Here is a 25,592-nt window from a genome sequence, read left to right as displayed (position 1 = left end):
CATGCCCAAATTTGCAGCCAACTTGTCCATGCTCTACCCGGAGCTTGAGTTTCTGGACCGTTTCGAGGCCGCCGCGCAAGACGGCTTCAAGGCGGTGGAGTATCTGTTTCCCTATGCGTTTGACAAGGCCGAGATTGCCGCGCGTCTCAAGGCGCACGGCTTGCAGCAGGTGCTGTTCAATGCCCCGCCCGGTGACTGGGACGCTGGCGAGCGTGGCCTGGCCTGCCTGCCCGGGCGTGAAGAAGAATTCCGCGCTGGTATCGCGCAGGCGCTGGCGTACGCTGCAGCGCTGAGTTGCCCGCGCATCCACGTCATGGCCGGTTTACTGCCCGCAGGTAGCGAGCGCGCCGCGCTGTACCCCACGTACATCGACAACCTGCGCTGGGCCGCACAAGCGGCCGCCCAGCAGGGCGTGGACGTGCTGATCGAGCCGATCAACCCGCGCGACATTCCGGGCTTCTTCCTGAACCGCCAGGACCACGCGCACCAGGTGATTGCCGATGTGGGCGCCTCCAACCTCAAGGTGCAGATGGACCTGTACCACTGCCAGATCGTGGAAGGCGATCTGGCCATGAAGCTGCGCAACTACCTGCCCACCGGGAACGTGGGCCACATCCAGATTGCGGGCGTGCCACAGCGCCATGAACCCGATCTGGGCGAACTCAACTACCCCTACCTGTTCTCGGTGTTGGACGAGCTGGGTTTTGACGGCTGGGTGGGCTGCGAATACCGCCCAGCCAGGGGCATGCAGCCCGGCGGCACCTCGGCCGGGCTGGGCTGGCTCAAGCCCTGGCTTTGACGTCAGTGGCATGATGGAGGGCTGTATTGTTTGACTGACGAAGGAGCCCCCCATGAATGCCCGAGTTACTGAGACCGCATTGAACGCCGCACAAGCGCTGGGGGAGGTCAGCCAGGCGTGGGATGACGACATCGTCCACCGTCTGGAAGACTACATTCGCATTCCCGCCAAGTCGCCGATGTTTGATGCCGACTGGGAGAAAAACGGGTTCCTCGACACCGTCATGTGGGACGCCGCCACCTGGGTGCAGTCGCAAAAGGTCGACGGCCTGACGCTGGAGATCATCCGGCTCGAAGGCCGCACGCCGGTCTTGTTTTTTGAAGTGCCCGCCTCCTCCGGCAGCGGCTCGGACACTTCCACCAGCACCCTCTCAAGCAAAACCGTGCTGATGTACGGCCACCTCGACAAACAGCCCGAATTCAGCGGCTGGCGCAACGACCTCGGCCCGTGGACGCCCAAGTATGAAGACGGCAAGCTCTATGGCCGGGGCGGCGCCGATGACGGCTATGCCGTGTATGCCAGCATCGCGGCCATCCAGGCGCTCAAGAGCCAGCACGTGGCGCATCCGCGCATCGTGGGCCTGATCGAGACGTGCGAAGAAAGTGGCTCCTACGACCTGCTGCCTTACGTGGACGCCTTGCGTGATCGCCTGGGCGAGGTGGCGCTGGTGGTGTGCCTCGACTCGGGTGCGGGCAACTACGACCAGCTCTGGCTCACCAGCAGTTTGCGCGGCATGGCCAGTGGCGTGTTGAAGGTGGAGATTCTGACCGAAGGCGTGCATTCGGGCGACGCCAGTGGTCTGGTGCCGTCGAGCTTTCGCATCATGCGCCAGGTGCTGGACCGGCTCGAAGACAGCGCCACCGGCCGCCTGCTGCCGGCCTCGTTCCATTGCGAGGTGCCGGCCGACCGCATGGTACAGGCGCAGGCCACGGCCGCCATTTTGGGGGACGAGTTGTACAAGCGTTTTCCGTGGGCGCACTACGACTGCGGTGGTTCGACCCAGTTTGCCCTGCCCACCACCACCGACCCGGTGCAGGCCCTGCTCAACCGCACCTGGGCGCCGACCTTGAGCGTGACCGGTGCCGAGGGCTTTCCGGACTTTAAAAACGCGGGCAATGTGCTGCGGCCCTACACCGCGTTCAAGCTCAGCCTGCGTTTGCCTCCGCTCATCGAAGCCGCCACCGCGGTGCAGGAATTGAAGGCCCTGCTCGAAGACAACGCGCCCTACCAGGCCCGCGTGACCTTTGAGGGCATGAGTTCCGCCACCGGCTGGAACGCCCCCGGCACCGCGCCCTGGTTCGAGCAGGCGCTCAACGCCGCGTCCCGCGACTACTTTGGCGCGCCGTGTGGCTACATCGGCCAGGGCGGCACCATTCCGCTCATGAACATGCTCTCCACCGGTTTCCCGAAAGCACAGATGATGGTGTGTGGCGTGCTGGGCCCCAAGAGCAATGCGCACGGGCCCAATGAGTTCTTGCACGTGCCGTACGCGAAGAAGCTGACCGCGGCGGTGGCGCAGGTCATCGCGCAGTTGCGCTGATGCCCGGAGACTGAACGGTGAGTGCTGATTCAACCTTGTCCACCTTTGTGGCGCTGGACGGCGAGAACATCGCCGTCCAGGACTGGCCGCTGGAGCCCGGCACCGTCGCGCGCGGCATGGTGTTGATCGTGCATGGCCTGGGGGAACATGTCGGCCGTTATGACGCCTTGGCCCGGCGCCTCAACGAGTGGGGGTTTGCGGTGCGGGGGTATGACCAGTATGGCCACGGTGAGTCGGGCGGACCGCGCGGGGGCTTGCCCAGCGACACCCGCCTGCTGGACGATTTGGCCGATATGGTGGACAGCACCCGCGCCCGCATGGCGACCCGGAGGCCCCTGATTTTGCTGGGGCACAGCATGGGGGGCCTGGTCGCGGCGCGCTTTGTGGCGCTGGCCATGCGCCCTGTGGACGGGCTGGTGTTGTCGTCACCGGCGCTGAACCCGGGGCTCAATGCCTTGCAGAAGCTGATGCTGGCGGTCGTGCCTCGCATCGCGCCCAATTTGCGCGTGGGCAACGGCCTGGATCCCGCACTGATTTCGCATGACCCGGCGGTGGTGGCCGCCTACCTGGCGGACAAGTCGGTGCATGACCGCATCTCGGGTCGGCTGGCCCGCTTCATCGCCACAGGCGGCCCCGCCACGGTGGCGCAGGCACCCACCTGGCGCGTGCCGACCCTGTTGATGTACGCAGGGGCCGACAAGCTGGTCAACCCGGCAGGCAGCCAGACCTTTGCCGCTGCAGCGCCGAAGCAGGTGGTGAGCAGCCGCTGCTTTGAGGCGCTGTACCACGAGATCTTCAATGAGCGCAACCGGGAGCCGGTGTTGACAGAGCTCAGAAAATGGCTTGACGCGCGGTTTTAAGCCGCCATCACGCGGCGCTGCTGACTCGCCAGCCACACCAGTGCCGCGCCCGTCAACGCCACGGGTACCAGTGAGCCGTAGTTCAGCAGCGTCCAGCCACGGGTGGTGACCAGCACGCCGGATGCAAACGCACTCAGGGCCAGTGTGGCGAAGACAAAGAAATTCAGGGCGCCCTGCGCCCGGTCTTTTTCTTCGGCTGTGTAGGTTTGCAGGGACAGAGTGGTGCTGCCGGTGAACAGGAAATTCCATCCCACGCCCAGAAAAAACAAGGCAATCAAAAACTGGTGCAATTCAACGCCGGACAGCGCCACCCCGATGCACAGGGCGTTGAGCGCCACGCCCACGCCCATGATGGGCAGGGTGCCAAAACGTTTGATCAGATGGCCGGTGAAAAAGCCCGGTGCAAACATGCCAATCACATGCCATTCCAGCACCAGCGCCACGTCTGAAAAAGGCAGGCTGCACTGCTGCATGGCCAGGGGTGTGGCGGCCATCAGCAGGTTCATCACGCCGTAGCCCAGCGCGCCCGTGGCGGCTGCGACGATGAAGGCGGGTTGGCGCATGATCTCCTTCAGCGGGCGCCCGCCCGTGCCTGATTTTTTGGGGAGCGGGGCCGGGAACTCAATGAAGCTGAGTACCCCCATGGCCAATAGCGCGACGACGGCCAGCGCCACGTAAGCGCCCGCAAAGGGCACGCTCATCAAGGTGCGCGTTTGCTGCGCCAGGTTGGGCCCGAGCACCGCGCCGATCAGGCCACCCGCCATGACCAGCGACACCGCTTTTTCGCGCCAGGCGGGGGGGGCCAGCTCAGCGGCGGCAAAGCGGTACAGCCCGGCATTGGCGTTGTAGTAGCCCGCCACCACGGTGGCCGTGCACAGCAGCCAGAAATCCTTGTGGACCACCGCCCAGGCACACAGCAGTGCCGAGCCCAACGCCACGGCCAACCCCATCTGGAACGACACCTTTCGCCCAAAGCGGTGCTGCGTCTTGGCCACCAGCCCGGTGGACAGGGCGCCACCGACCACATAGCCCATGACGGGCAGGGTGGCCATCCAGCCCAGCGGTGCCAGGCTCAAGCCCACCAGGCCGTTGATGGCGATGAAGGTGACGTTGTTGGTCAGGAAGAGTCCCTGGCAGATGGCGAGTAGCCAGAGTTGTCGGTTCATGGGGCGTATTTGATCCAGCGCAAAGGTGCTTCGCATTTTCACTGGTTTGCCGGGACAAGCTGCTACATTTATTGATGTATTAATAATGCATCTTTAAAGGTCATCCATGTCCACTTCTTTCGCAAGCACCATTGATCTGCGCCAGATTTCACCCCCCGCGCGCCATCCGCTGATTTTCAGCCGTGTTGAAGCCTTGTTGCCGGGGCAGTCACTGGAACTGATCAATGACCATGATCCCCAGCCCCTGAATGCGCAGTTGCAGATGCGCAGCCCGGATTCATTCAGCTGGAGTTACCTGGAAAAAGGCCCGTACGTGTGGCGTGTCCAGATCGGTAAAAGTGCCACCGTCGCGCGTGCGTCGTCCGGTAGCTGCTGCTCGGGTGGCGGTTGCTGCGGTTGACCTGCCTCACATGATTCGTCCGTAGGGTCTGGCAACTTCGTTGCATGAAATTTGAGACTCCCCTTGTCGCGCTCATGGAGCAGGTCTGGCAGAGTTTGGGTTTGTGAGAGGCGTGGTCATCATCATGCCGTCAAGGGTCAGGAAAGTGGTCATGGTCAGTTCAGCCCACGCCAAAGCGGTCGGTCAGGTGGCCAAAGTAGCCGCCCCAGAACATCTCCTGCAGCGGCATTTCAACTTTGCCAGCATCGGACAGCGCCTTGAACAGCCGATCCGTCTCGGCCAACGGGTGATCGGGCGACTTTGGCATGTCCCCAAAACGCCCGATGGGCATGGAGAACGCAGTCCCGAACACGGACTTGCAGAACCGCAATGCTTCTTGGGCGTCGGCGGGAGAGATCCGAAAAGGATTGCCGTGAAAACGGCGTGTGACTACACCAACAGCGCCGCCAAGGCCGTCAAGGCCGCTGTCTCGGCGCGCAGCACCCGCGGGCCCAGCGTGACGGGCGCGAAGCCGCCTGCCAGGGCCAGCTCTTCTTCAGCAGGGCCCAGACCACCTTCCGGGCCTGACAGAAAAGTCATGGACCCGGCAGGGTTGCCCGCCGCAGCGACGGCGTCACGCAAAGCCTGCGTGCCCGGTCGCAGCGACAGCAACAGCGCCTGCCCCGTTTTGGCCGCCGTTTGGGTCTTGGCCCAGGCGGCAAAGCCCATGACCTCATGAATCACCGGCACCCGGTTGCCGCCACATTGTTCACAGGCTGAAATGGCCACGCTTTGCCAGTGCGCCACTTTTTTCTCGGCGCGCTCGCCGCTCAGGCGCAAGACGCTGCGCTCGGTCATCAGGGGCTGGATGCTGGCCACGCCCAGTTCGGTGGCTTTTTCCACCAGCCAGTCCATGCGGTCATTGGCCGGCATGCCCAGCGCCAGATGGACCTCATGCGCCGCTTCGCGCTCCACGGCGTGGTGCGCGCCGATCTGCACGCCCACGTCGCTGCGCCCCATGTGCTGGATCACCGCATCGAACTCACCGCCACTGCTGACGATGCCGGGCCCGCCGTTGAACAGTGTGATGGTGTCACCCGGCTGCAGGCGCAACACCTGCACATGGCGGGCGGCGCCAGCGGGCAGGTCCAGCAGATCACCGGTGGCAAGGGGCGTGGGGCAGTAAAAACGGGGCATGAGATGTTGCTATTGTTTTGATAGCTGTATGTGCAGGTAATACCTGGGCTACAGCCCGATTCTTCTTAAACCCGGCCAAAGGCATAGCCTTCGGCGGCCTCAATGCCTTCCACCTGGTCGATCAGGCGCAACAGCGGTTTGAGTTGGATGTACCGCCCACACGTGGCTCGGATGTAGTTGATAAAACGCGGCGTGTCCGCCAGGTACTGCGGCTTGCCGTCGCGCAGCGTGAGGCGGGCAAAAATGCCGGCCACTTTCAGGTGGCGCTGCAGGCCCATCCACTCCACGCCCCGGTAAAACTCGCCAAAGTCGTCGCCCACGGGCAGGCGCGCCTTGTCCCAGTAGCGGATGGTGATGTCGAGGCAGAAGTCTTCTTCCCAGCTCAAAAACGCGTCGCGCATCAGGCTGGCAATGTCGTAGGTGATGGGGCCATACACGGCGTCCTGAAAATCCAGCACGCCCAGGGCATCGCCCGCGGTGCCGGACACCATCAGGTTGCGGGGCATGAAGTCGCGGTGCACATAGACGCTGGGCCAGCTCAGGTTGTTGGCCACGATGAGCTTGAAGGCCTCGTCCAGCGTGCGGCGCATGTCGCCCTCGACCGCCACGTCGCGGTGTTTTGTCAGGTACCAGTCGGGGAACAGCGCCAGCTCGCGTTGCAGCAGGGCTTCATCGTAGGGTGGCAACACGTCGGGCCTGGACGCCAGCTGCCATGCAATCAGGGCGTCCACCGCCTGCATGTACAGGGCGAAGTTGGCTTGCGGGTTGTCCCGGTTGATGACCTGCATCATGGTTTTGGCGCCCAGGTCGGTCAGCAGCATGAAGCCGTTGGCCTCATCCCAGGCCAGCACCTCGGGTGCCTTGACATGGGCCTGGGCCATCAGGCGGGCGACATTGGCAAAAGGGCGGCAGTCCTCCTTGTCAGGCGGAGCATCCATGATGATGCAACTGCCACGCGCCGAGTCGACGCGCAAATAGCGCCGAAAACTCGCGTCGGCCGAGGCCAGGCGCACGGAGTCGACCTGCAGACCGTGGACCGGCGCCACGGCGTTCAGCCAGGCGGTGAAAGAGGCTTCGCGTTGCGCGTCCGACCAGAGGGCGGGGGCAGCGAGGGGGGATTCGGGGGGTGTTGCTTGGCTCATGGATAATCCATTCTACAAACCCGACTGCTCCGCAGTTCGCCTTCCACTTGTCTTCCTGCCCGTTACTGCCCTGCCCCATGCGTTTTTTGCTGCCCGACCTCAAACACAGGGTGTTGCGCGTCCGTTTTGTTCCCACCCCGATTGCCCTGGTGGCCTGGGCTTGGCTGCAAGGCGCTTCGGTCAGCGCGCAGGTGCCTCCCGCCCCGCGCAGTGCCTCACCGACTTTTGTCTCCGGCGAACGCCTCTACGGCCGGCCCGACCTGGAAACCGTGGTGGAAGGCCATGCCGAACTGCAACGGGGCGACATGCTCATCAAGGCCGACCGGCTGCAATACGACCAGCCCACCGACCTGGCCAGCGCCAAGGGCAATGTGTTCATCAACCGCGCCGGCAATGTGTATGAAGGCCCCTTGCTGGAGATCAAGGTCGACGCGTTTGAGGGGTTCTTCGACCACCCCAGCTACCAGTTCCCCAGGAACGACGCCCATGGCGAAGCCGATCGGGTGGACTTCATTGACGAGCAACGCGCCGTCATCCACAACGCCACCTTCACGACCTGCCGCCGTGTGCCCGGCCCGAGCTGGATGCCGGACTGGATTTTGCGCGCCACCACCATCAGCCTTGACAACGAGGAAGACGTCGGCACCGCCGAAGGGGCCGTACTCAGCTTCAAAGGCGTGCCGATTTTGCCCGTGCCTTACATCAGCTTCCCGCTGAGTGACCGCCGCAAGTCCGGGCTGATGCCCCCCACCCTGGGGCTGGACAACGTCAATGGCGCCGAGGTGTCCGTTCCCTATTACTGGAACATCGCGCCCAACCGGGACGCGACCATCACGCCCACGCTTATGAGCAAGCGCGGGGTCAACCTGGGCAGCGAATTCCGCTACCTGGAGACCGATTATTCGGGCCAGGTCCGGTTTGACGTGATGCCCGCCGACCAGTTGCGTGAGCGCAACCGCTGGGGCCTGTCCTATGAGCATCAGGCGCTGGTCAACAACCCGCTCGCCAGCCGGTTGACGGACGATGGCCTGGGCCTGAATCTCAAGCTGAACCGCGTGAGTGATGACAATTACTGGCGCGACTTCACCAGCACCTCGTCTTCGTTGACCCAGCGTCTGCTGGCCAACGACGCCACCGTGGCCTGGACCAACGGAAATTTCTCCAGCAGTGTGCGCACCCTCAAGTGGCAAACCTTGCAGGATGTGACGGCCCCCATCACGCCGCCCTACGACCGCTTGCCCCAGCTCACCACCCGTTATGCGCGCAACAACGTCCGCGGTCTTGACTTTGCGATGGAGGCCGACTTCACGCGCTTTCAGTCCGACAGTTCGCTGACCCTGCAGCCCAATGCGCAGCGGGCGTATTCGCTGATGCAGGTCAGCCGTCCGTGGCTCTTTCCCGGCGGGTTCATCACCCCCAAGCTGCAACTGCATGCGAGCAACTACCAGTTTGATGCGGCCTTAAGTAGCGGCGCCACCACGGCAAGCCGGGTGGTGCCGACCTTCAGCCTGGACAGTGGCCTGGTGTTTGAACGCGACGCCAGCTACTTTGGCAAGGGCTTTCGCCAGACGCTCGAACCCCGGGCCTTTTTTGTCAACACGCCGTACCGTGACCAAAGCTTTTTGCCCAATTACGACTCGGGCGCCAGCGACTTCAATTTCGCCACCGTTTACACAGAAAATGCCTTTGTCGGCAACGACCGCATTTCCGACAGCAATTTGCTCACCCTGGGCGTGACCACGCGCTTGCTGGACCCCAACACGGGTGCCGAGGCGGTGCGCCTGGGCATGGCGCAGCGCTTTCGTTTTCGGGACCAGAACGTGACCTTGCCGGGCGGCACCAAGGTGGATGACCGGCTCAGTGACATCTTGCTGGGCGCAGCGGTCAACTGGGACCCCCGATGGGCCTTTGACTCGACCGTGCAGTTCAACCCGACCACCGCCCAGTCGGTGCGCTCGACCATCGGTGCGCGTTACAGCCCGGGGAACTACCGCACCCTATCGGCGTCCTACAGCTACCAGCGTAATTTCAGCGAGCAGTTGAATGTGGGCTGGCAGTGGCCGGTCAATGACCTGTGGGGAGACCGGGGGCAGGATCTTGGCGCGGGTCGCGGGCAGGGAGACGGTCGCTGGTACACCGTGGGCCACCTCAACTACAGCCTTTATGATCGCAAGCTGGTCGACGGTTTTTTGGGCTTTGAGTACGATGCAGGTTGCTGGCTGGGCCGTGTGGTGCTGGAGCAGTTGCAGGTCAGCACCTCCGCGGCCAACCAGCGCATCATGTTTCAGCTGGAGTTTGTCGGTTTCACCCGTTTGGGTGTTAGCCCCCTGAAGACCTTGAAAGACAATATTCCCGGTTATCAATACCTGCGGGAGCAAACCAGCTCCCCCAGCCGTTTCAGCAATTACGAATAATCCATCATGACCCATCGCCTGACAGCCCTGACTGTGGCAACCCTTGCCATTTTGGCTTCCCTGACGTCGCAGGCGCAGAGCCTGGCGCCTGCCCAGACCGGCGTCCCGCGCCAGGCCGACTTCATTGTGGCCATCGTCAATTCGGAGCCGGTGACCAACAACGAGGTCCACCGCGAGGTGCTGCGCGTGACGCAACAGCTGGCCCAGCAACGTCAACCCAAACCCGATAGCCGGGTGTTGACTCGCCAGGTCTTGGAGAGCCTGATTGTCCAGAAAGCCCAGTTACAGCAGGCCCGGGAAACCGGTGTTCGCGTGGACGAGGCTGCGGTGGATCAGGCCGTGCAGAACATTGCCCGTCAAAACCAGATTGATGTGCCTGAACTGCATCGCCGCCTGGCCCAGGACGGGCTGGTGCTCAGCGAATTCCGCAACCAGTTGCGCGACCAGCTGATGCTCACCCGCCTGCGCGAGCGCGATGTGGAACCCCGCGTCCGGGTGACGGACCTGGAGGTGGACCAGTACTTGCGCGAACAGCAAAGCAACAACACGGACCCCGCCTCACAGGAGATCAATCTGGCGCAGATTCTGGTGTCGGTACCCGAGACCGCCACGCCCGAGCAGGTCACGGCCTTGCAGGCCCGTGCCCAGCGCGCGCTGGACCGGGCTCGCGCAGGGGAGAGCTTTGTGGCCCTGGTCACTGAATATTCGGATGCGACCAGCAACACCAATGGGGGGCAATTGGGGCTGCGCACGGCCGACCGCTACCCGCCCTTGTTTCTGGACGCCACTCAACAACTGGCCATTGGCGAAATTTCTGGCCTGGTCCGTTCGGGCGCTGGTTTTCACGTGCTCAAAGTGCTGGAGAAAAAGAGTGCCGGTTCGCCCGCCATGACCGTCACCCAGAGTCGGGCCCGCCATATCCTGTTGCGGGTCAGCCCGCAGTTGAGCGAGGCCGCGGCCAAGAGCAAGCTGGCTGAATTCAAGAAACGCATCGTGGCGGGGCAGGCTGACTTTGCCGCCCTGGCCCGGGAAAATTCGCAGGACGGCAGCGCCTCCCAAGGGGGCGATTTGGGCTGGGCCAACCCCGGCATGTTTGTGCCCGAGTTTGAAGAGGTGATGAGCCGACTGGCGCCCAGCCAGATCAGCGACCCGCTGGTGTCCCGGTTTGGTGTCCACCTGATCCAGTTGACCGAACGCCGCAATGCCGCCTTGAACCCGCGTGAACAGCGCGAAACCGTCCGTGCCATGCTGCGCGAAAAGAAACTCGACGAGGCCTACACCACCTGGGCGCAAGACCTGCGTGGCCGTGCCTATGTGGAAATGCGCGAGCCGCCCCAATAAGTCAGGCCCCAGTGAAACACGGCAAACACATTCCCCGCAAGCGTTTTGGCCAGCATTTTCTGGCTGACCGGCTCATCATTGACGCCATCGTCGACGCCATTGCCCCGCAGCCTGGCGACGTCATGGTTGAAATCGGCCCCGGCCTGGCCGCGCTCACGCAGCCTTTGGTCGAGCGCCTGGGCCAGCTCACTGTCATTGAGCTGGACCGTGACCTCGCGGTTCGCCTGCGCGAGCACCCGCAGCTCACGGTCATCGAGTCTGATGTACTGAAAGTGGACTTTGCCCAGGTGGCACAAGCGCAACCAGCTATCAAATTGAGAGTGGTTGGCAACCTGCCCTACAACATTTCCACCCCGATTTTGTTTCATTTGCTGGCGTTTGTGGATGTCATCGCTGACCAGCACTTCATGCTGCAGAAAGAAGTCATTGACCGCATGGTGGCCAAGCCCTCCACGTCGGACTACGGCCGCTTGAGTGTCATGCTGCAATGGCGTTACGCCATGGAAAACGTGTTGTTTGTGCCGCCGGAAAGTTTTGACCCACCACCCCGGGTCGACAGCGCCGTGGTGCGCATGGTGCCGCACGAGCACCCTGCGGCGGTCGACGTGAAGCTGCTGAGCGAGATCGTGCAGGTGGCTTTCAGCCAGCGCCGCAAGCTGATGCGGCACACGCTGGGCCGTTGGCTGCAGGAGAAGGGCTTCACCGGCGAGTTCAATGTGCAGCGCCGTGCTGAAGAGGTGCCGGTGGCTGAGTACGTGGCCCTGGCAGGGCAGGTCAAGAGCGACAGCCTTTAAACCCGTCGCGGCGCCCATAAAAAAGGCCCACTATGCAGTGGGCCTTTTTTCATTTTGGCGCGGGTCGCCGACCGTTGTTCTATCAGGCGGCGGTCAACCAGTAGCCTGCGTTGAAGGGGCTGCTCATGCGCAGCGCCAGGGGGGAGACGTCCAACAGTTTGTCGGTCGGCATCCGTTCGCCGGATTCCGTCATCAATTCAATGCCCGAGACGGCCTGAGCACTGGTGTCAGTGCCTTTTGCCTCGTTCGCCCGTTCTGCTTGGCTGGTGTGTGCAGAACGGGCTACAGAAAAGAATAGAAACATCGGAAGGGTATTTTTCTGTCCCCCCAATAGTCCGATGCGTCACGGAAAATATCCAGCAACTGCTCGCGCGCTTCCTTGTCGAACTTGGCGTTCGCAGGAATGTGCTCCAGCACCGCGATAAAGCCGGGCTGTGGGCCGGACTTGTGCAACGGGTCGGTCATACTGTCATACAGGGCGTCAAAGTTCTTGCCCACGTGCGCGGAGAGCATGAACTGCTGGCCGATCAAATCAAGCACATCCTGCTTGGTCTGCGCGTTGGCCAGATTGGCGTACAGAAAATGCTGTCCCAGCGATTGGGCCGCGTCCTGCAACTCCTGAACCCGAAAGGCACGGATGGACTGGACGATGTTGGGCCGGATGCCGCGCAAGGGCACGTCGGCAGTAGCACTCTTTGCTGCTGGTGTTTCTTGGGTAAGTGACATATTCGTTCCTGCTTCACTTTCAATAATGACTAAACAAAATTACGGCACGATCTTGCGGAAGCTCGCATAGTGATCGGCGGTGTAATAACAAGTGTCTGGCGTGGTGGGTTGACCCCCACACACAATGCGCCGGGCTCCCCGGTTGCGTGAGCCTGGTGTTTTTACGGTGTATTCATGGTAATAACCACGCTTTTGGGCTGGCAGCAAACGCTCCCGGTTACCAAAGACAACACCGTCTTTTTCATGTGCAAATGGACCACCCTGACGGACCAGTTCATAGGTTTGCACGCCTTGACGGGGTAACTCTGCGACGGTTATCGTGGCATCGTTATCCAGAATAACGGGCCCCTTGGCCTGAGCCAAACCGGTCGCAAAAACCGCCGTGAACACCAAGCCAGTGAACACTAACTTGAGGCTTGTTAGACGCGACATGAAAAAAACACCTCTCAGATTACTCCGGGTTTACCCGGTAATTTCAAGGTGTGTAGTGTCGCGTATTTACAAAAAAAATGCAAGTGGCTGCCCAATAAATAGGCATCCACCTGCAGATTTTGACGGAGCTAAGTTAGTGCTTGCTTTTATGGAGGCGCTTAGCGGACCGCGTTGGCGTCAGCCACCGTGAGGGCTGTCATATTCACAATTCGGCGTACCGTGGTGCTGGCCGTCAGCACATGCACCGGTTTGGCCGCACCCAGCAGGACGGGCCCGATGGCAATATTGCCGCCGGCGGCGGTTTTGAGCAGGTTGTAGGCAATATTGGCGGCATCGATGTTGGGCAGGACCAACAGGTTGGCGTCGCCTTCCAGGCTGCTGTTGGGCATGAGGGCCTTGCGGGCGGCACCGTCCAGCGCTACGTCACCGTGCATTTCGCCGTCGACTTCCAGCCAGGGCGCCTCGACGCGCAGTATTTCCAGCGTGCGGCGCATCTTGATGGCGCTGGGCAGGTTGCTGGAGCCGAAGTTGGAATGGCTCAGCAGCGCCGCTTTCGGGTGCAGGCCAAAACGCATCATTTCTTCGGCCGCCATTACCGTGATTTCAGCCAGCTCTTCAGCCGTCGGGTCGTAGTTGACATGGGTGTCAACCAGGAACACCTGGCGATCCGGCAGCATCAGGCCGTTCATGCAGGCATAGATCTGCACGTCCTGCGGCGTGCTGGGGCTGCCGCCCGGGCGTTTGCCGATAACCTGGTCGATGTAGTGCAGGTGCATCGCGGTGGTGCCCCAGGTGCCGCAGATCATGCCGTCCACATCGCCTTTGTGCAGCAGCATGGAGCCGATCAGCGTCAGGCGTCGGCGCATCTCGATCTTGGCGACCTGGGCCGTGCCGCCCTTGCGCTCGGTCATGCGGTGGTAGGTCTGCCAGAAATCGCGGTAGCGGCGGTCCTGCTCGACGTTGACCACGTCGTAGTCCAGTTCCTCGCGCAGGCGCAGGCCAAATTTCTCGATGCGCTGGGCAATCACCAGCGGGCGGCCAATCAGTGTTGGCCGTGCCAGGCCCTCGTCCACCACGATCTGGCAGGCGCGCAAGACACGCTCTTCTTCACCTTCGCAGTACGCCACCCGCTTTTTAAGCGCTTTCTTGGCGGCGTTGAAGATGGGCTTCATCATCGTGCCGGAGGCATAGACAAAGGTTTGCAGCTTGTCGCGGTAGGCGTCCATGTCCAGAATCGGGCGCAGCGCCACGCCGCTGTCGGCCGCTGCCTGGGCCACCGCTGGCGCGATTTTCATCATTAGGCGCGGATCAAAAGGCTTGGGAATCAGGTATTCCGGGCCGAAGGCGAGTTGCTCACCGGCATACGCCGCGGCCACCACCTCGCTTTGCTCGGCCTGGGCCAGTTCGGCAATGGCGTGCACGGCGGCAATTTCCATCTCCAGCGTGATGGTGGAGGCGCCTGCATCCAGCGCACCGCGGAAGATGTAGGGGAAGCACAGGACGTTGTTGACCTGATTCGGGTAGTCGGTACGGCCGGTGGCGATGATGGCATCGCTGCGGACTGATTTGACGTCTTCCGGCAGGATTTCGGGATTCGGGTTGGCCAGCGCAAAAATTAGCGGTTTGTCCGCCATCTTGGCGACCATTTCCTTTTTGAGCACGCCCCCGGCCGAGAGCCCGAGGAACACGTCAGCGCCTTCGATGATCTCGCCCAAGGTGCGGGCCGAGGTCTTTTGTGCATAGACGATCTTGTCTTCGTCCATCAGTTCGGTGCGGCCTTCATAGACCACGCCGGCGAGGTCGGTGACATAAATGTTTTCGCGCGGAATGCCCAGCTTGACCAGCAGGCCCAGGCAGGCCAGGGCTGCAGCACCGGCGCCGGAGGTCACGAGCTTGATCTTTTTGGGGTCTTTGCCGACGACTTTGAGGCCATTCAGAATGGCGGCGCCCACGCAGATGGCGGTGCCGTGCTGGTCGTCGTGGAACACCGGAATCTTCATGCGCTCGCGCAGCTTGCGCTCGACGTAGAAGCAGTCGGGTGCCTTGATGTCTTCGAGGTTGATGCCGCCGAAGGTGGGCTCCAGCGAGGCGATGATGTCGACCAGTTTGTCGAGGTCGTGCTTCTCGTCGATCTCGATGTCGAACACGTCAATGCCGGCGAACTTCTTGAACAGCACGCCCTTGCCTTCCATGACCGGCTTGGAAGCCAGTGGGCCGATGTCGCCCAGGCCGAGCACGGCGGTGCCGTTGGTGATGACGGCCACCAGGTTGCCCCGGCTGGTGTATTTGAAGGCGGCGTTGGGGTCTTTGACGATTTCTTCGCACGGGGCGGCGACGCCGGGCGAGTAGGCCAGGGCCAGGTCGTGCTGGTTGGTCAGTTGTTTGGTCGCTGCAATGGAGATCTTGCCGGGCGTGGGAAACTCGTGGTATTCGAGGGCGGCACGGCGCAATTCGGCGCGTTTTTCGTCGGCTTTCGCCGTGGTGTGGGGCATCTTTATCTCCTGCTGCAACCAGTATGACCGAACGGTCAGCCTGTCAGCTTCTGTAAGGGAGTGAAATTGTAGGCCCTGGCGCAAGCCAATCGATATACGGGAATGTGCGTACAGGGGCAAAGTGGCGTTTACTTCATGCCGAATTTGCATGCTTTTATGCCCGTCAGGCAGCAAGCAGTTTGGCCTGTTCGGCGCGCCGGGTGGTGTTTTTGCCGGTCAGTGCAAAACCACGTTGTTGTCCCTGGAGGTCGATGAACTGCCACACGCCCGCTTCGGCACAGGTCCATGCGCCAGGCGTTCCCGGGGCGGGTGCTGCCACCACAATCGGCAGCGCCGGGGTCTTGATGGCCACCGGCATCAGTGGGAAAACGACGTCCGTGGACTGGCCCGTCAGACTGGCGGCCAGTGCCTTGGCCGCACTCATAATGGGCATGACGTAGGGCAAGGTGCGGCTCCCCGCACTGGCGTACTGCGCGCCGTCGCCCAGGGCGTAAACGTGTGCCGCGCTGGTTTGCAGGCGTGCGTCTGCCAGCACGCCGCGCTCGCAGGTCAGACCGGCCGCCTGGGCCAGGGTGGTGTCCGCCCGCAGGCCGATGGCGCTGAGCACCAGGTCAGCCTGCACCAGCGTGCCATTGGACAGTTCGACCTGCAGGGCGGGGCGGTCGCCCTCGGCGCGCAGCGCGTGGTGAACGGCCTGGACCGTCGTGCCAAACTGCCAACTCACCCCCAACCCGGTCAAGGCTTCGCGCAATTGCAGGCTGGCCTCAGCGGGCAACAAGGTGGCCATCGGCCCGGTGGAGGGGTCCACCACGGTGACCGAATAGCCAGAGGCGGCCAAGTCGTTGGCAAATTCGCAGCCGATCAGGCCCGCGCCCATGACCAGCACGTGTTTTTTGCGGGGCAATGTGCTATTGGTTTCATAGCTGTCTGCGCCCGTCAGACGGGCGTGAAAGGCTGAAAAGTCATCCAATGAGTTGACGGACAGCACCTGGTCTGCCGCCGTGCCCAGCACGGGTACCCGGATCGCTTGTGCGCCGGTGGCCAGCACCAGCTGGCTGTAACGGAACTCGCCCTGCGGTGTGGTCACCGACTGCGTGGCCGGGTCGATCGACATCACCCGGGTGTGGGCCAGCAGGGTGACGTTCAAGGTCTCCACCATCTTGGCCGCCGGGGTGCTGACCAACTGCGCCGGGGCGCGGCCCTGGTTGAACGCGTTGGACAGCGACGGCTTGGCGTAAAAATCGCCACTGTCGGCGGTGATCACCATCACCGGGGTGTTGCTGTCGAGCTTGCGGAACTCGCGTGCGGTGGTCCAGCCAGCCAGTCCGGCACCGATGATGATGAGGGGGTGGGTCATGGGGTCTCGCTCAGGCGGTCAGATTTCAATGGCTTCGAAATCGGCCTTGGCCACACCGCAGTCCGGGCATTCCCAACCCTCGGGCACGTCAGCCCATGCGGTGCCAGGTGCAATGCCGTCTTCCGGGCGGCCAGTGGCCTCGTCGTAGATGAAGCCGCAAACAATGCAAAGGTAGGTTTTCATGTCAATGTCCAGTCAAAATAAGTATTAAATCAGGCTGTAGCCCAGGTGGAACGTGCGGTAGTAGCTATTAAATATATAGCGTTAGCGTGTGATGACCGCTCAGGCCGTGATCTTGGCCAACTGGGCTTTGTAGTGGTTGGCGTGCCGTTCTTCCACTTTGGCCAGCGCGGCGAAGCGTTTTTGGGCTTTTTCCAGCGCGGCTTTGAATTGGGCGGCGTGCACTTTGCTTTCTTCAATCTGTTCGCTCATCTCGACCACGGCCGCGGCGTTGCCTTCTTCTTCGGCCGTTTTGCGAAAGCCGGGGTACATCTCGGTGTACTCGTAGGTTTCACCGTCAATGGCGATTTGCAGCGCCTTGGCGGGCGTCATGCTGGCCTTGGGGTAAAGCAAATCGAGATGGCCAAAGGCGTGCATGACTTCCTGGTCGGCGGTGGCCTCGAAGGCGCGCGCGGTTTCTTCGTCACCCATTTCGCGGGACAGTTTGGCGAAGTAGCGGTACTTGATGTGCGCCATCGACTCGCCGGCAAAGGCGGACTCCAGGTTGGCCAAAGTCTTGATCTCGGGGCGTTGTGTTGTGCTCATGGTGGGCTCCAGTGGGGTGAGAGTTTCGATAGATGATTTGGATCGATATTGGCTCAATGGTAGTTATTTTCTATTGACTGGGCCAATTGGATTTGGCTAAACGATCGATAGGGGCGACAGGCATGGCCGGGTGACCGGTGGTTGTCAGCGCGTTGACGGGCGCAACGAAGACCCCGGATAATCATGGGCTATGCCAAACCACCCTCTTGTGCCTTCGGAATTCTCCGGGTTGACGCCGTTTTTGCGGCGTTTTTCGCAGGGTGTCGAGCGTTGGGGCGTGTTGCGGACCACGCTGGTCTTCAGTGCCGGTGTCTCCCTGGTTTCACTGGCGCTCACGTATGTTTTTTTGCGCCTGCTCGGGCATCAGGAGATGGGGGCGGCTTTTTACATATCCCTGCTGGTTCCATTGCCGATGACCTTGTTCAGCGGCAGCATCATTTTTGCCCTGGTGATTGCGCTGGAGCGCGCCCGGCAGCAGGCGTACAACCTGGCCATGACGGACAGCCTCACCGGCCTGCGCAACCGGCGCCATTTCAGGCAGGCGGCGCAGCGTGAGTTTCAGCTGGCGCAGCGGCACCAGTTACCCACGGCCTTGCTGATTTTGGATGTGGACCATTTCAAGCGTATCAATGACCTGCATGGCCACAGCGTGGGGGACCAGGTGCTGGTTGACATCAGCCAGTGTTGCGCCCGGGTGTTGCGTACCACGGACCTGCTGGCCCGCTGGGGTGGTGAAGAGTTTGTGGTGCTGCTGCCCAACACGCACCGTGACCATGCGCACCAGCTGGCGGAGCGGGTGCGCGAGGCGGTCGCGGGCCTGGCCGGGTGGCAGGTGCAGTCCGAAGCGGTGCGGGTGACGGTCAGCGTAGGGGTGGCTTATGCCGAGCCCGGCCACACCGCGACACTGGATGCCCTGGTGCACACCGCCGACCAGGCGCTGTACGAGGCCAAGCGTGCTGGACGCAACCAGGTGGCACCTGGCGGGTTTCGTTGTTCGCCCCTGATGACGACCTGAATAAGGCGCTGCGCCTGATGGCCGCAGGTATCATTCCCGCTCCCTTTCACCCTCTGGAGCAGCACATGGCATTGATGGACTTCCTCAAGAAACAGTTCATTGACATCATTCAATGGACTGAAAGCCAGGATGGCACGCTGGCCTGGCGTTTTGCGATGGCCGACATGGAAATCCAGAACGGCGCGCAACTGGTGGTGCGCGAGTCGCAGATGGCCGTGTTTGTGAACGAGGGCCAGGTGGCCGATGTGTTTGGCCCCGGCACGCACAAGCTCACCACGCAGACCCTGCCGGTGCTCACCTACCTGAAGAACTGGGACAAGCTGTTTGAGTCCCCGTTCAAGAGCGATGTGTACTTCTTCAGCACGCGCCAGCAGGTCGACCAGAAGTGGGGCACGCCCCAGCCCATCACCATCCGTGATGCCGACTTTGGCGCTGTGCGCCTGCGCGCCTTTGGCAACTACAGCTTCCGCGTTGCTGACCCCAAGCGCTTTCACACCGAGATTTCGGGCACGCGTGACACCTATGGCGTGGGCGATCTGGACGGCCAGTTGCGCGGCCTGGTGTTGCAGAACATCAGCTACGCCATTGCATCCAGCGGCATTCCGTTTCTGGACCTGGCCTCGAACCAGCTGATGTTTGCGCAAGCGCTCACCCAACAACTCGCGCCTGAGTTCGAGAAGATCGGCCTCAAGCTGGAAGGCATGACGGTGCAAAACGTCTCGCTGCCTGAAGAGCTGCAAAAAATTCTCGACCAGAAAATCGGCATGGGTATGGTCGGCAACGACATGGGCAAGTTCATGCAGTACCAGACCGCGCAGGCCATTCCCAAATTTGCCGAAGGCGCTGCGGGTGGTGGTGCCGGTGGTGGCATCGCAGGCGACGCCATGGGCCTGGGCGCCGGTGTGGCCCTGGGCCAGGTGCTGGCGCACAACCTGCAGGCCGGTCTGCAAGGCGCGGGCGCTGCGCCTGCCGCCGCCGCTGTGCAGGTGGTGGGTGTGAAGCCTGAGGACGTGATGGCCACGCTGGAGAAGTTGGGCGAGCTCAAAACCAAGGGCATCCTGACCCAGGACGAGTTTGACGCCAAGAAAGTCGAGCTGCTCAAAAAGCTGGTGTAGTGGCAGGGCGGGGCCGGGCGGGACAGCAAAGCGTTCTGCTTCGTGTCCCCCGCCCTTTGGGCTCCTCCTTTTACCTTCGCATAACACTTTACCGCCCCGCCCTCCTTGGCCACAGCTATCCAACGCTCTTACAGGGCACCCTGCCCCGGCTGCGGCGCGCCGGTTGAATTCCGCAGCGCGCAGTCCACGCACGCGGTCTGCGGCTATTGCCAAAGCACGGTAGTGCGCCAGGGGGAGACGCTGTCACGCATCGGCAAAATGGCCGAGCTGTTTGACGACCACAGCCCGCTGCAATTGCAGGCCTCCGGCACCTGGAACGGCAAGGCCTTCACGCTGGTGGGCCGCTTGCAATACAAATACGGCGAGGGCACGTGGACCGAGTGGCATGCGGTGTTGGCCGATGGCAGCAGTTCTTTTTTGAGCGAAGACAACGGCGCCTATGTGTTCAGCACACCGCTGGCGCTGCAGCGCGCTTTGCCGGCGGCGGAGGCATTCCGGGTCGGCGCGACGACGGCCATCAACGGCCAGTCGTTCAGCGTGGCCTCCAGCCAGCCCGTGGCGCTGATGTCGGCGCAGGGGGAATTGCCGCATCTGCCGCCGCTGGGCCAGCCGTTTGCGATGGTGGAGTTGCGCAGCCAGGGCGCGGGCCACATCGGCCGCGACGAGTCGGTGCTGAGCATCGACTACGGTAGCCAGCCGCCTAGCGTGACGCTGGGCAAGCCGGTGTTGCTGGAAGACTTGAAGCTCTCCGGTCTGCGCGACGCATCGGTCAAGGACGAGCAAGGCCGCCAGTTCAGCTGCCCCAACTGCGGTGCGCCTGTGGCGGTGATGCTGGCCAGCAGCAAGAGCATCACCTGTAGCGCGTGCAGCAGCCTCATTGACCTGTCACAGGGCGTGGGTGGCGAACTCCGGCACGCCTTGCAGGACGACCCGGTGTCGCCGCTGATTCCGCTGGGCAGCCAGGGGCCGCTGCAGGGCGTGCTGTGGCAGGTAGTGGGTTTTCAGCACCGCATGGGGCATGACCCGAGCGATCCGGACGAGCACTTTGGCTGGGAAGAGTATTTGCTGTTTAACGCGAAGCGCGGGTTCATGTTTCTGGTCGATTCGACCGAGGGCTGGAGCGTGGTCAAGCCCACCACGGGCGCACCCGTGCTGAGCGACAACCGCCAGAGCGCCACGTACCTGGGCACGCGTTACCCACTCAAGGAAAGCTACAACGCCGAGACCTCGTATGTGGCGGGCGAGTTTTACTGGCAGGTGAGCCGTGGGCAGACAAGCTCGAATCGCGATTTCGCCAGCGGCAAAAGTCTCTTGTCAATGGAGCAGTCGGCCCACGAGATCACCTGGTCGGTGGGCAGCCAGATCGAGAGCGATGCGGTGGCCGCAGCCTTCAAGCTCACCGACAAAAAAGAGCTGCTCAAGCGCAGCGATGCGGGTCCCGCCAGCGCCGCGCGGAGCCTGAGCTTCAGAACCATCGTGAGCTTGTTTCTGCTCATCATGCTGTTCATGGTGTTGATGAGCCGCTGCTCCAGCTGTGACCCGCGCGTTGAGAATTGCAGCAGCGGTGTACGCAGCTCAGGCGGCTCGTTTGGCGGCTTCTCCAGCGGCGGCGGACACAAATGATGTGCCCGCCAATCAGGTCCTGGAGCCGGCCATTGAATCAATATTTTTGAAGGAGATCACCATGGGTATGGAATGGTTGAAGACAGGGGCTTTTTTGGGCTCCATCATGTTTGCGCTGATGGGCGTGATCATTTTTTTGTTGACCTTTGTGATCATTGACAAACTCACGCCCTACAACCTGTGGGAAGAAATTGTCGAGAAGCAAAACCGGGCGCTTGCGCTGGTGGTGGCGGCCATGTCGCTGGGCATTTGCATCATCGTGGCAGCGGCCATTCACGGGTGAGCCGGGCGGATACCGCCGGGCCCAGCCCGGTCGAGGTGGCGCTGCTCACCTCGGTTTTTGTGGTGGCGGCCTGCGGGCTGGTGTACGAGCTGGCGGCAGGCGCCCTGGCGTCCTACCTGCTGGGCGACTCGGTCTTGCAGTTCTCCACCGTCATTGGCACCTACCTGTTTGCGATGGGTGTGGGGTCGTATTTGTCGCGCTTTTTCGAGCGCCAGTTGCCCGCACATTTTTTACGCATAGAACTGCTGGTAGCCCTGGTGGGAGGTGCGCTACCAGCTCTGCTTTTTGTAGCAAATGCGTGGTTGCCGGGCTCGTTTCGCTTCCTGCTCTACATGCTGGTGCTGGCGGTGGGCACGCTGGTGGGGCTGGAGATTCCGCTGGTCATGCGCATCCTGAAACGCAACGTGGCGCTCAAAGACCTGGTGTCGCAGGTGCTCACGTTTGACTACCTCGGCGCACTGGCCGTGTCGCTCGCGTTCCCCTTGATCCTGGTGCCGCAGCTCGGGCTGATTCGCACCGGCCTGCTATTCGGGCTGATGAACGCGTCGGTGGCCGTGTGGGCGTTGTGGCTGTTTCGCCATGAGCTGCGGCAGTTCAAGGCCCATGTGTTGGCCTGCGTCGCCACGCTGGCCGCGCTGACCGGCGGCATGGTGGCGGCCGATGTTATTACCAGCTGGGCCGAAGACAAGATGTACCAGGACCGCGTGGTGTTTGCCAGCACCTCGCCCTACCAGCGCATCGTGGTGACTTACGGTCCGGGCGAAGGCCGTGCGGGCTACCGGCTGTTTTTGAACGGCAACCTGCAGTTTGCGCAGCGCGACGAGTACCGTTACCACGAGGCCCTGGTGCACCCGGTGATGGCGGCGTTTTCAGCCACCGGCGGCGTACCCCAAAAGGTGGCCGTGCTGGGTGGCGGCGACGGCATGGCCGTGCGCGAAATCCTCAAATACCCCGGTGTGGAAAGCGTCACGCTGGTGGAGCTGGACCCGGCCATGACGAGGCTGTTTTCCACCCAGCCCATGCTGGTGCAACTCAACGGCGGCGCCTTGAAGTCGCCCAAGGTCCAGGTCGTCAACACCGACGCCTTCAGCTGGCTGGAGCACAACACCGACACCTTTGACGTGATCGTGGTGGACTTTCCCGACCCCACCAACTTCTCGATTGGCAAGCTCTATACGAACTCGTTTTACGCCTTGCTGGACAAGCACCTGGCGGCCAGTGGTTACGCCGTCATCCAGACCACCTCGCCGCTGGTGGCGCGCCAGAGTTTCTGGACCGTGACGACCACCATCGAGTCGGTGGGCCTCACCGCTACGCCCTACCACGCGCATGTGCCCAGCTTTGGCGAGTGGGGCTACATCGTGGCCAGCCGCCGGCCCTACCGCTTGCCCACCGCCCTGCCCGCGGGTCTGCGCTTTCTGACGCCGCACAGCCTGCCCGCCCTGTTTGATTTTCCGGCCGACATGGCGCGGCTGCCTGCTGAGGTGAATCGGCTGTCGAACCAAGTGTTGGTGACCACCTACGAAGCGGAGTGGGGGAAGGTGGCCAAGTGAAGCGGGTTGTGCAGGGGGCGTAACCGGTTTTGGCAGGGATGATTTCAGATTTCCTGCCTCCGTCCGCTTATTGACATAAATTGGTACCCCGGGTTGCATCCCGATGCATGGCGTTTACCCAAGCCAAACAGTAAAACCATCAATTGAACGATGGAACGGCAGTTCATGCTTGACCACGTGTCAGTTCATCAGCAAACTGGTGGTTGACATCGCGGTGGTGCGCCTCATCGGCGCGGATCACGACGATGACGTCGCGCAGCAAGGTGCCTGGTGCCAACTTCCAGTAGTCGATGGCGATCTGGGGTGCTGGCACATTCGGGTAGGTGCCATTGTCTACGCCTGCCAGGTATTCGGTGTAGCTGGAAACCGCCTCTTCCTCCAGGTAACCCACAATCCGGTGCGCGGTTCTGGGCGAGAACACATAGAGCAGAAAAAACAGGTTATAGAAAGCACCCTGCACTAGCATAACCAGCAGACGCTCAAACCGCGAGGGCCGAGCAATCTCGATGAAGGTCATCAGATGCATGCGTTCGTTCTCGGCCTCGTCCAGCAGCACGCGGATCCAGCCCCGATCGCTTTCCATACGACGCAGCGCCCGCAAATGTTGCAGCGCACCGCCGACCATACCAGGCACCGCGGCCACGGTTTCCAGCACGACTGCGCGATGACCATAACGTTTTGCGAAAAACGCGTCGGCAAAAAACCGCATGAACTTGACCAGACCATAGGCGAACCAATCGCGAAAACCCGTTGGTTTTCGATGTTGGATGAGTTCAGCGTCGGTCACAACTTGCGCGATCAAACGTCCAGTCCAGAACCATCAAAGACAGCCACGCATGAGCTTTGGCCAGGTTCAACCATTTGCCAGTGAAGTCCGACCCAGTGCAAACACCGAGTTGCCTAGCGCAAACCAAAAAATGACAAGGCTGCGATAACAATAACAACCAAGCCGACGATGTACACGATGCTGTTCATAAATTTCCTCTTTCATTGAAGTTGACAAAAAGTTCAAGAACCAAATCTCGTGTCTGAATCCACAGAGTTCGGGCTTCTATTGCACCGCTCATGGACCGATCTGTCGGTGCGCCAGCCAACATAGGCACAGATAGCCACGAGCAGGCTGATGGCTACGGAGTTCCACAGATGAATTGCTGATTCTGCTATCGAGAACTGTGCACGTTGATCACTAACCGTGCGCTGGCGCACCGACAGGCCCGCTATCGAAGGCATAACATCAATCCGCAGTTTACGGACCGAGCCTCATGCTCATTCCACCTTCAACGGAACCAGGAGAAGCATATGAACCCATTGACCACCCCGCCGTCGAACACCGAACTTGTCGATGAAGACCTTGCCGAGCAGGCCAACCCCGGCCACGGCGTTCCGTCGCAGGACCCGAATACGGCGGCGCAGACTCCGCTGAAACCCCATGAAGCCGAGCGCGAGGCCAACTCGGTGCTGATGGGTGGCGGCATGGTGGCAGGTGCGGCCACGGGTGCCGTCATCGGAGTTGCGGTGGCCGGCCCAGTGGGGGTTTTGGTCGGGGCCTCGCTGGGTGCTGTTGCTGGCGCACTGGGAGGAGCCGCCGCTGGAGCCACGGCGAGCCCAGAGGATTCGAACAGCGTCGACACAGCGCCCGCGGATACCGAGCAAAAGTAACTTGAAGAGAAGTCCAACTTGTTCTTGCTCGTCTCCTAAGTGGCCGGGATTTCCCTACCCAATTCCAACACCCAAGGATCTGTCATGCAACAAAAAGCCTGGAGCGCCAAGCGCGAACGTCAGTACGCACATATCAAGGACAGCTTGCTTGAAGGCGGCAAGCGTGAGTCTGTGGCCCAAGAGATCGCGGCGCGGGTCGTCAACAAGGAGCGGGCGCAGCACGGTGAATCGGTGAGTAGCAGCGTCTCTTCGATCAACGACATGTCTGCGGGTCGGCGTGGTGGCTTGCGCTCCCACCAAGGTCCAGGCGGTCGAACCATGCTTCAGCTTCGCAATGAGGCAAAACAGCGCGGTCTGAAGGGACGTTCCGCGATGAACAAAGCGCAGCTTGAAGCTGCCCTTGCGCGATGACGACGCCGATTCCACGCCCGCCTGGCAACGTCGGCCCCGAGAGTCCGCCGGTGGCGGCCGCCGAGGCCCGCGCTGTGGCGCCGTTGCTGGTCAGCGGCATCGAAGCTGTGGCCCGTTCGCGGCTGCTCACCGTTCCTGCGGAAACGCGGCTCGTTGAAGTGGCTGCGCGGTTGTCGGGCGCGCAAATCAGCGTCGTGGTGGTGTGTGATGAAGCAGGGGCTGCGATGGGCACCATCACAGAAACCCTGCGTCAGGCACCTGGGGCTGGGTCAGGCCGACTTCTTTACCACCCGTGCCGGCGACGTGATGACGAAGGAATTCACGACCTGCTCACAACAGGAGTTGCTGTCCGATGTGCTGGCGATGATGCACGCGCGCGGCCTCTCCACGTGCTGCTGATCGGCACCGACAACCAGCCCTTGGGTGTGCTGAACGCCCGCGACGGGCTACGGGCACTGCTGGCGGCCGGCAACCACGAAGAGGCGCTACTGCGCAACTACGTGATGGGCATCGGCTACCAGTGAAAACG

At 61.9% G+C, this 25,592-nt stretch carries 27 protein-coding genes; 15 read left to right on the top strand and 12 right to left on the bottom strand.

Annotated elements, in window-relative coordinates; all coding sequences use genetic code 11:
* Position 1 precedes the first annotated feature (1 nt).
* From otnI to AC097N_RS10310, 3 genes are read left to right on the top strand one after another with little or no spacing between them, the layout of a single operon-like run.
* Positions 2-799 (top strand): 2-oxo-tetronate isomerase, encoded by a 798-nt coding sequence (otnI, locus tag AC097N_RS10320; protein WP_479580871.1) that lies wholly within the window; start codon positions 2-4, stop codon positions 797-799.
* 52 nt (positions 800-851) lie between these two features.
* Positions 852-2,339: a M20 family metallopeptidase gene (locus AC097N_RS10315; protein ID WP_479580870.1), complete on the top strand. Its 1,488-nt coding sequence runs from the start codon at positions 852-854 to the stop codon at positions 2,337-2,339.
* A gap of 17 nt (positions 2,340-2,356) precedes the next feature.
* Complete coding sequence (locus AC097N_RS10310; RefSeq protein WP_479580869.1) at positions 2,357-3,199, top strand: lysophospholipase; 843 nt, start codon at positions 2,357-2,359, stop codon at positions 3,197-3,199.
* Here AC097N_RS10310 and AC097N_RS10305 read toward each other — a convergent pair.
* Positions 3,196-4,365 carry an MFS transporter gene (locus tag AC097N_RS10305; protein WP_479580868.1) on the bottom strand — a complete coding sequence of 390 codons (1,170 nt, stop codon included), beginning with the start codon at positions 4,363-4,365 and terminating at the stop codon, positions 3,196-3,198. The genes AC097N_RS10310 and AC097N_RS10305 overlap by 4 nt on opposite strands.
* A gap of 106 nt (positions 4,366-4,471) precedes the next feature.
* Here AC097N_RS10305 and AC097N_RS10300 point away from each other — a divergent pair, with 106 nt between their 5' ends.
* The gene (locus AC097N_RS10300; protein WP_479580867.1) at positions 4,472-4,765 is read left to right on the top strand and encodes a DUF2249 domain-containing protein; all 294 of its coding nucleotides are present in this window, start codon (positions 4,472-4,474) and stop codon (positions 4,763-4,765) included.
* A gap of 160 nt (positions 4,766-4,925) precedes the next feature.
* On the opposite strand, the gene AC097N_RS10295 is transcribed toward AC097N_RS10300, so the two are convergent.
* The 3 genes from AC097N_RS10295 to AC097N_RS10285 all read right to left on the bottom strand — a co-directional run bounded on the left by AC097N_RS10295 (position 4,926) and on the right by AC097N_RS10285 (position 7,083).
* A complete protein-coding gene (locus AC097N_RS10295; protein ID WP_479580866.1) occupies positions 4,926-5,096 on the bottom strand; it encodes a hypothetical protein in 171 nt (56 codons plus the stop codon).
* Positions 5,097-5,194: 98 nt separating this feature from the next.
* A complete protein-coding gene (locus AC097N_RS10290; RefSeq protein WP_479580865.1) occupies positions 5,195-5,941 on the bottom strand; it encodes a 16S rRNA (uracil(1498)-N(3))-methyltransferase in 747 nt (248 codons plus the stop codon).
* Positions 5,942-6,006: 65 nt separating this feature from the next.
* The gene (locus AC097N_RS10285; protein WP_479580864.1) at positions 6,007-7,083 is read right to left on the bottom strand and encodes an aminoglycoside phosphotransferase family protein; all 1,077 of its coding nucleotides are present in this window, start codon (positions 7,081-7,083) and stop codon (positions 6,007-6,009) included.
* A gap of 77 nt (positions 7,084-7,160) precedes the next feature.
* Here AC097N_RS10285 and AC097N_RS10280 point away from each other — a divergent pair, with 77 nt between their 5' ends.
* The 3 genes from AC097N_RS10280 to rsmA are packed head-to-tail and all read left to right on the top strand — an operon-like array spanning position 7,161 to position 11,632.
* On the top strand, positions 7,161-9,497 hold the full coding sequence (locus AC097N_RS10280; protein ID WP_479580863.1) for an LPS-assembly protein LptD: 2,337 nt from the start codon (positions 7,161-7,163) through the stop codon (positions 9,495-9,497).
* Between the two features lie 6 nt (positions 9,498-9,503).
* A complete protein-coding gene (locus AC097N_RS10275) occupies positions 9,504-10,838 on the top strand; it encodes a peptidylprolyl isomerase (RefSeq protein WP_479580862.1) in 1,335 nt (444 codons plus the stop codon).
* Between the two features lie 11 nt (positions 10,839-10,849).
* Positions 10,850-11,632, top strand: coding sequence for a 16S rRNA (adenine(1518)-N(6)/adenine(1519)-N(6))-dimethyltransferase RsmA (gene rsmA, locus AC097N_RS10270; RefSeq protein ID WP_479580861.1), 783 nt, complete (start codon positions 10,850-10,852; stop codon positions 11,630-11,632).
* Between the two features lie 82 nt (positions 11,633-11,714).
* On the opposite strand, the gene AC097N_RS10265 is transcribed toward rsmA, so the two are convergent.
* The 7 genes from AC097N_RS10265 to AC097N_RS10235 form a co-directional block, all read right to left on the bottom strand.
* A complete protein-coding gene (locus AC097N_RS10265) occupies positions 11,715-11,936 on the bottom strand; it encodes a hypothetical protein (RefSeq protein ID WP_479580860.1) in 222 nt (73 codons plus the stop codon).
* The gene (locus AC097N_RS10260) at positions 11,915-12,358 is read right to left on the bottom strand and encodes a barstar family protein (protein WP_479580859.1); all 444 of its coding nucleotides are present in this window, start codon (positions 12,356-12,358) and stop codon (positions 11,915-11,917) included. Before AC097N_RS10260 ends, AC097N_RS10265 begins: the two co-directional genes overlap by 22 nt.
* Positions 12,359-12,397: 39 nt before the next feature.
* Positions 12,398-12,790 carry a guanyl-specific ribonuclease gene (locus AC097N_RS10255; RefSeq protein WP_479580858.1) on the bottom strand — a complete coding sequence of 131 codons (393 nt, stop codon included), beginning with the start codon at positions 12,788-12,790 and terminating at the stop codon, positions 12,398-12,400.
* A 158-nt stretch (positions 12,791-12,948) separates the two neighbouring features.
* Positions 12,949-15,282 (bottom strand): NADP-dependent malic enzyme, encoded by a 2,334-nt coding sequence (locus AC097N_RS10250; protein WP_479580857.1) that lies wholly within the window; start codon positions 15,280-15,282, stop codon positions 12,949-12,951.
* Between the two features lie 163 nt (positions 15,283-15,445).
* Positions 15,446-16,639 carry an FAD-dependent oxidoreductase gene (locus AC097N_RS10245; protein ID WP_479580856.1) on the bottom strand — a complete coding sequence of 398 codons (1,194 nt, stop codon included), beginning with the start codon at positions 16,637-16,639 and terminating at the stop codon, positions 15,446-15,448.
* A gap of 18 nt (positions 16,640-16,657) precedes the next feature.
* Positions 16,658-16,822: a rubredoxin gene (locus AC097N_RS10240; RefSeq protein WP_479580855.1), complete on the bottom strand. Its 165-nt coding sequence runs from the start codon at positions 16,820-16,822 to the stop codon at positions 16,658-16,660.
* Positions 16,823-16,921: 99 nt separating this feature from the next.
* A complete protein-coding gene (locus AC097N_RS10235; protein WP_479580854.1) occupies positions 16,922-17,404 on the bottom strand; it encodes a rubrerythrin family protein in 483 nt (160 codons plus the stop codon).
* A 190-nt stretch (positions 17,405-17,594) separates the two neighbouring features.
* Here AC097N_RS10235 and AC097N_RS10230 point away from each other — a divergent pair, with 190 nt between their 5' ends.
* From AC097N_RS10230 to AC097N_RS10210, 5 genes are all read left to right on the top strand, one after another.
* Complete coding sequence (locus AC097N_RS10230) at positions 17,595-18,419, top strand: GGDEF domain-containing protein (RefSeq protein ID WP_479580853.1); 825 nt, start codon at positions 17,595-17,597, stop codon at positions 18,417-18,419.
* Between the two features lie 65 nt (positions 18,420-18,484).
* Complete coding sequence (locus AC097N_RS10225; RefSeq protein WP_479581070.1) at positions 18,485-19,534, top strand: SPFH domain-containing protein; 1,050 nt, start codon at positions 18,485-18,487, stop codon at positions 19,532-19,534.
* Between the two features lie 105 nt (positions 19,535-19,639).
* Positions 19,640-21,157, top strand: coding sequence for a DUF4178 domain-containing protein (locus AC097N_RS10220; RefSeq protein WP_479580852.1), 1,518 nt, complete (start codon positions 19,640-19,642; stop codon positions 21,155-21,157).
* Between the two features lie 61 nt (positions 21,158-21,218).
* Positions 21,219-21,440, top strand: a complete 222-nt coding sequence (locus AC097N_RS10215; protein ID WP_479580851.1) for a DUF350 domain-containing protein — start codon at positions 21,219-21,221, stop codon at positions 21,438-21,440.
* The gene (locus AC097N_RS10210; RefSeq protein ID WP_479580850.1) at positions 21,437-22,993 is read left to right on the top strand and encodes a polyamine aminopropyltransferase; all 1,557 of its coding nucleotides are present in this window, start codon (positions 21,437-21,439) and stop codon (positions 22,991-22,993) included. Before AC097N_RS10215 ends, AC097N_RS10210 begins: the two co-directional genes overlap by 4 nt.
* A 163-nt stretch (positions 22,994-23,156) precedes the next feature.
* Here AC097N_RS10210 and AC097N_RS10205 read toward each other — a convergent pair whose 3' ends face one another.
* Complete coding sequence (locus tag AC097N_RS10205; RefSeq protein WP_479580849.1) at positions 23,157-23,795, bottom strand: alternative oxidase; 639 nt, start codon at positions 23,793-23,795, stop codon at positions 23,157-23,159.
* A gap of 497 nt (positions 23,796-24,292) precedes the next feature.
* Here AC097N_RS10205 and AC097N_RS10200 point away from each other — a divergent pair, with 497 nt between their 5' ends.
* From AC097N_RS10200 to AC097N_RS10190, 3 genes are all read left to right on the top strand, one after another.
* Positions 24,293-24,652: a hypothetical protein gene (locus AC097N_RS10200; RefSeq protein WP_479580848.1), complete on the top strand. Its 360-nt coding sequence runs from the start codon at positions 24,293-24,295 to the stop codon at positions 24,650-24,652.
* Positions 24,653-24,736: 84 nt separating this feature from the next.
* On the top strand, positions 24,737-25,063 hold the full coding sequence (locus AC097N_RS10195) for a plasmid stabilization protein (RefSeq protein ID WP_479580847.1): 327 nt from the start codon (positions 24,737-24,739) through the stop codon (positions 25,061-25,063).
* The gene (locus AC097N_RS10190; RefSeq protein ID WP_479580846.1) at positions 25,060-25,587 is read left to right on the top strand and encodes a CBS domain-containing protein; all 528 of its coding nucleotides are present in this window, start codon (positions 25,060-25,062) and stop codon (positions 25,585-25,587) included. The genes AC097N_RS10195 and AC097N_RS10190 overlap by 4 nt, the downstream gene beginning before the upstream one ends.
* The last annotated feature ends 5 nt before the right edge of the window (positions 25,588-25,592 follow it).

This window comes from Rhodoferax sp. LS1R11, assembly GCF_056521395.1.
The sequence above is the reverse complement of the archived record's forward strand: the minus strand, read 5'-3'. Positions and strand labels throughout refer to the sequence as shown.

Bases quoted from the DNA above. Each gene is read 5' to 3' on its own strand.
- otnI (WP_479580871.1), top strand. From the start codon at position 2: ATGCCCAAATTTGCAGCCAACTTGTCCATGCTCTACCCGGAGCTTGAG.
- AC097N_RS10315 (WP_479580870.1), top strand. From the start codon at position 852: ATGAATGCCCGAGTTACTGAGACCGCATTGAACGCCGCACAAGCGCTG.
- AC097N_RS10305 (WP_479580868.1), bottom strand. From the start codon at position 4,365: ATGAACCGACAACTCTGGCTACTCGCCATCTGCCAGGGACTCTTCCTG.
- AC097N_RS10300 (WP_479580867.1), top strand. From the start codon at position 4,472: ATGTCCACTTCTTTCGCAAGCACCATTGATCTGCGCCAGATTTCACCC.
- AC097N_RS10295 (WP_479580866.1), bottom strand. From the start codon at position 5,096: ATGCCCATCGGGCGTTTTGGGGACATGCCAAAGTCGCCCGATCACCCG.
- AC097N_RS10290 (WP_479580865.1), bottom strand. From the start codon at position 5,941: ATGCCCCGTTTTTACTGCCCCACGCCCCTTGCCACCGGTGATCTGCTG.
- AC097N_RS10285 (WP_479580864.1), bottom strand. From the start codon at position 7,083: ATGAGCCAAGCAACACCCCCCGAATCCCCCCTCGCTGCCCCCGCCCTC.
- AC097N_RS10280 (WP_479580863.1), top strand. From the start codon at position 7,161: ATGCGTTTTTTGCTGCCCGACCTCAAACACAGGGTGTTGCGCGTCCGT.
- AC097N_RS10275 (WP_479580862.1), top strand. From the start codon at position 9,504: ATGACCCATCGCCTGACAGCCCTGACTGTGGCAACCCTTGCCATTTTG.
- AC097N_RS10265 (WP_479580860.1), bottom strand. From the start codon at position 11,936: ATGTTTCTATTCTTTTCTGTAGCCCGTTCTGCACACACCAGCCAAGCA.
- AC097N_RS10260 (WP_479580859.1), bottom strand. From the start codon at position 12,358: ATGTCACTTACCCAAGAAACACCAGCAGCAAAGAGTGCTACTGCCGAC.
- AC097N_RS10255 (WP_479580858.1), bottom strand. From the start codon at position 12,790: ATGTCGCGTCTAACAAGCCTCAAGTTAGTGTTCACTGGCTTGGTGTTC.
- AC097N_RS10250 (WP_479580857.1), bottom strand. From the start codon at position 15,282: ATGCCCCACACCACGGCGAAAGCCGACGAAAAACGCGCCGAATTGCGC.
- AC097N_RS10245 (WP_479580856.1), bottom strand. From the start codon at position 16,639: ATGACCCACCCCCTCATCATCATCGGTGCCGGACTGGCTGGCTGGACC.
- AC097N_RS10240 (WP_479580855.1), bottom strand. From the start codon at position 16,822: ATGAAAACCTACCTTTGCATTGTTTGCGGCTTCATCTACGACGAGGCC.
- AC097N_RS10235 (WP_479580854.1), bottom strand. From the start codon at position 17,404: ATGAGCACAACACAACGCCCCGAGATCAAGACTTTGGCCAACCTGGAG.
- AC097N_RS10230 (WP_479580853.1), top strand. From the start codon at position 17,595: ATGCCAAACCACCCTCTTGTGCCTTCGGAATTCTCCGGGTTGACGCCG.
- AC097N_RS10225 (WP_479581070.1), top strand. From the start codon at position 18,485: ATGGCATTGATGGACTTCCTCAAGAAACAGTTCATTGACATCATTCAA.
- AC097N_RS10215 (WP_479580851.1), top strand. From the start codon at position 21,219: ATGGGTATGGAATGGTTGAAGACAGGGGCTTTTTTGGGCTCCATCATG.
- AC097N_RS10200 (WP_479580848.1), top strand. From the start codon at position 24,293: ATGAACCCATTGACCACCCCGCCGTCGAACACCGAACTTGTCGATGAA.
- AC097N_RS10195 (WP_479580847.1), top strand. From the start codon at position 24,737: ATGCAACAAAAAGCCTGGAGCGCCAAGCGCGAACGTCAGTACGCACAT.
- AC097N_RS10190 (WP_479580846.1), top strand. From the start codon at position 25,060: ATGACGACGCCGATTCCACGCCCGCCTGGCAACGTCGGCCCCGAGAGT.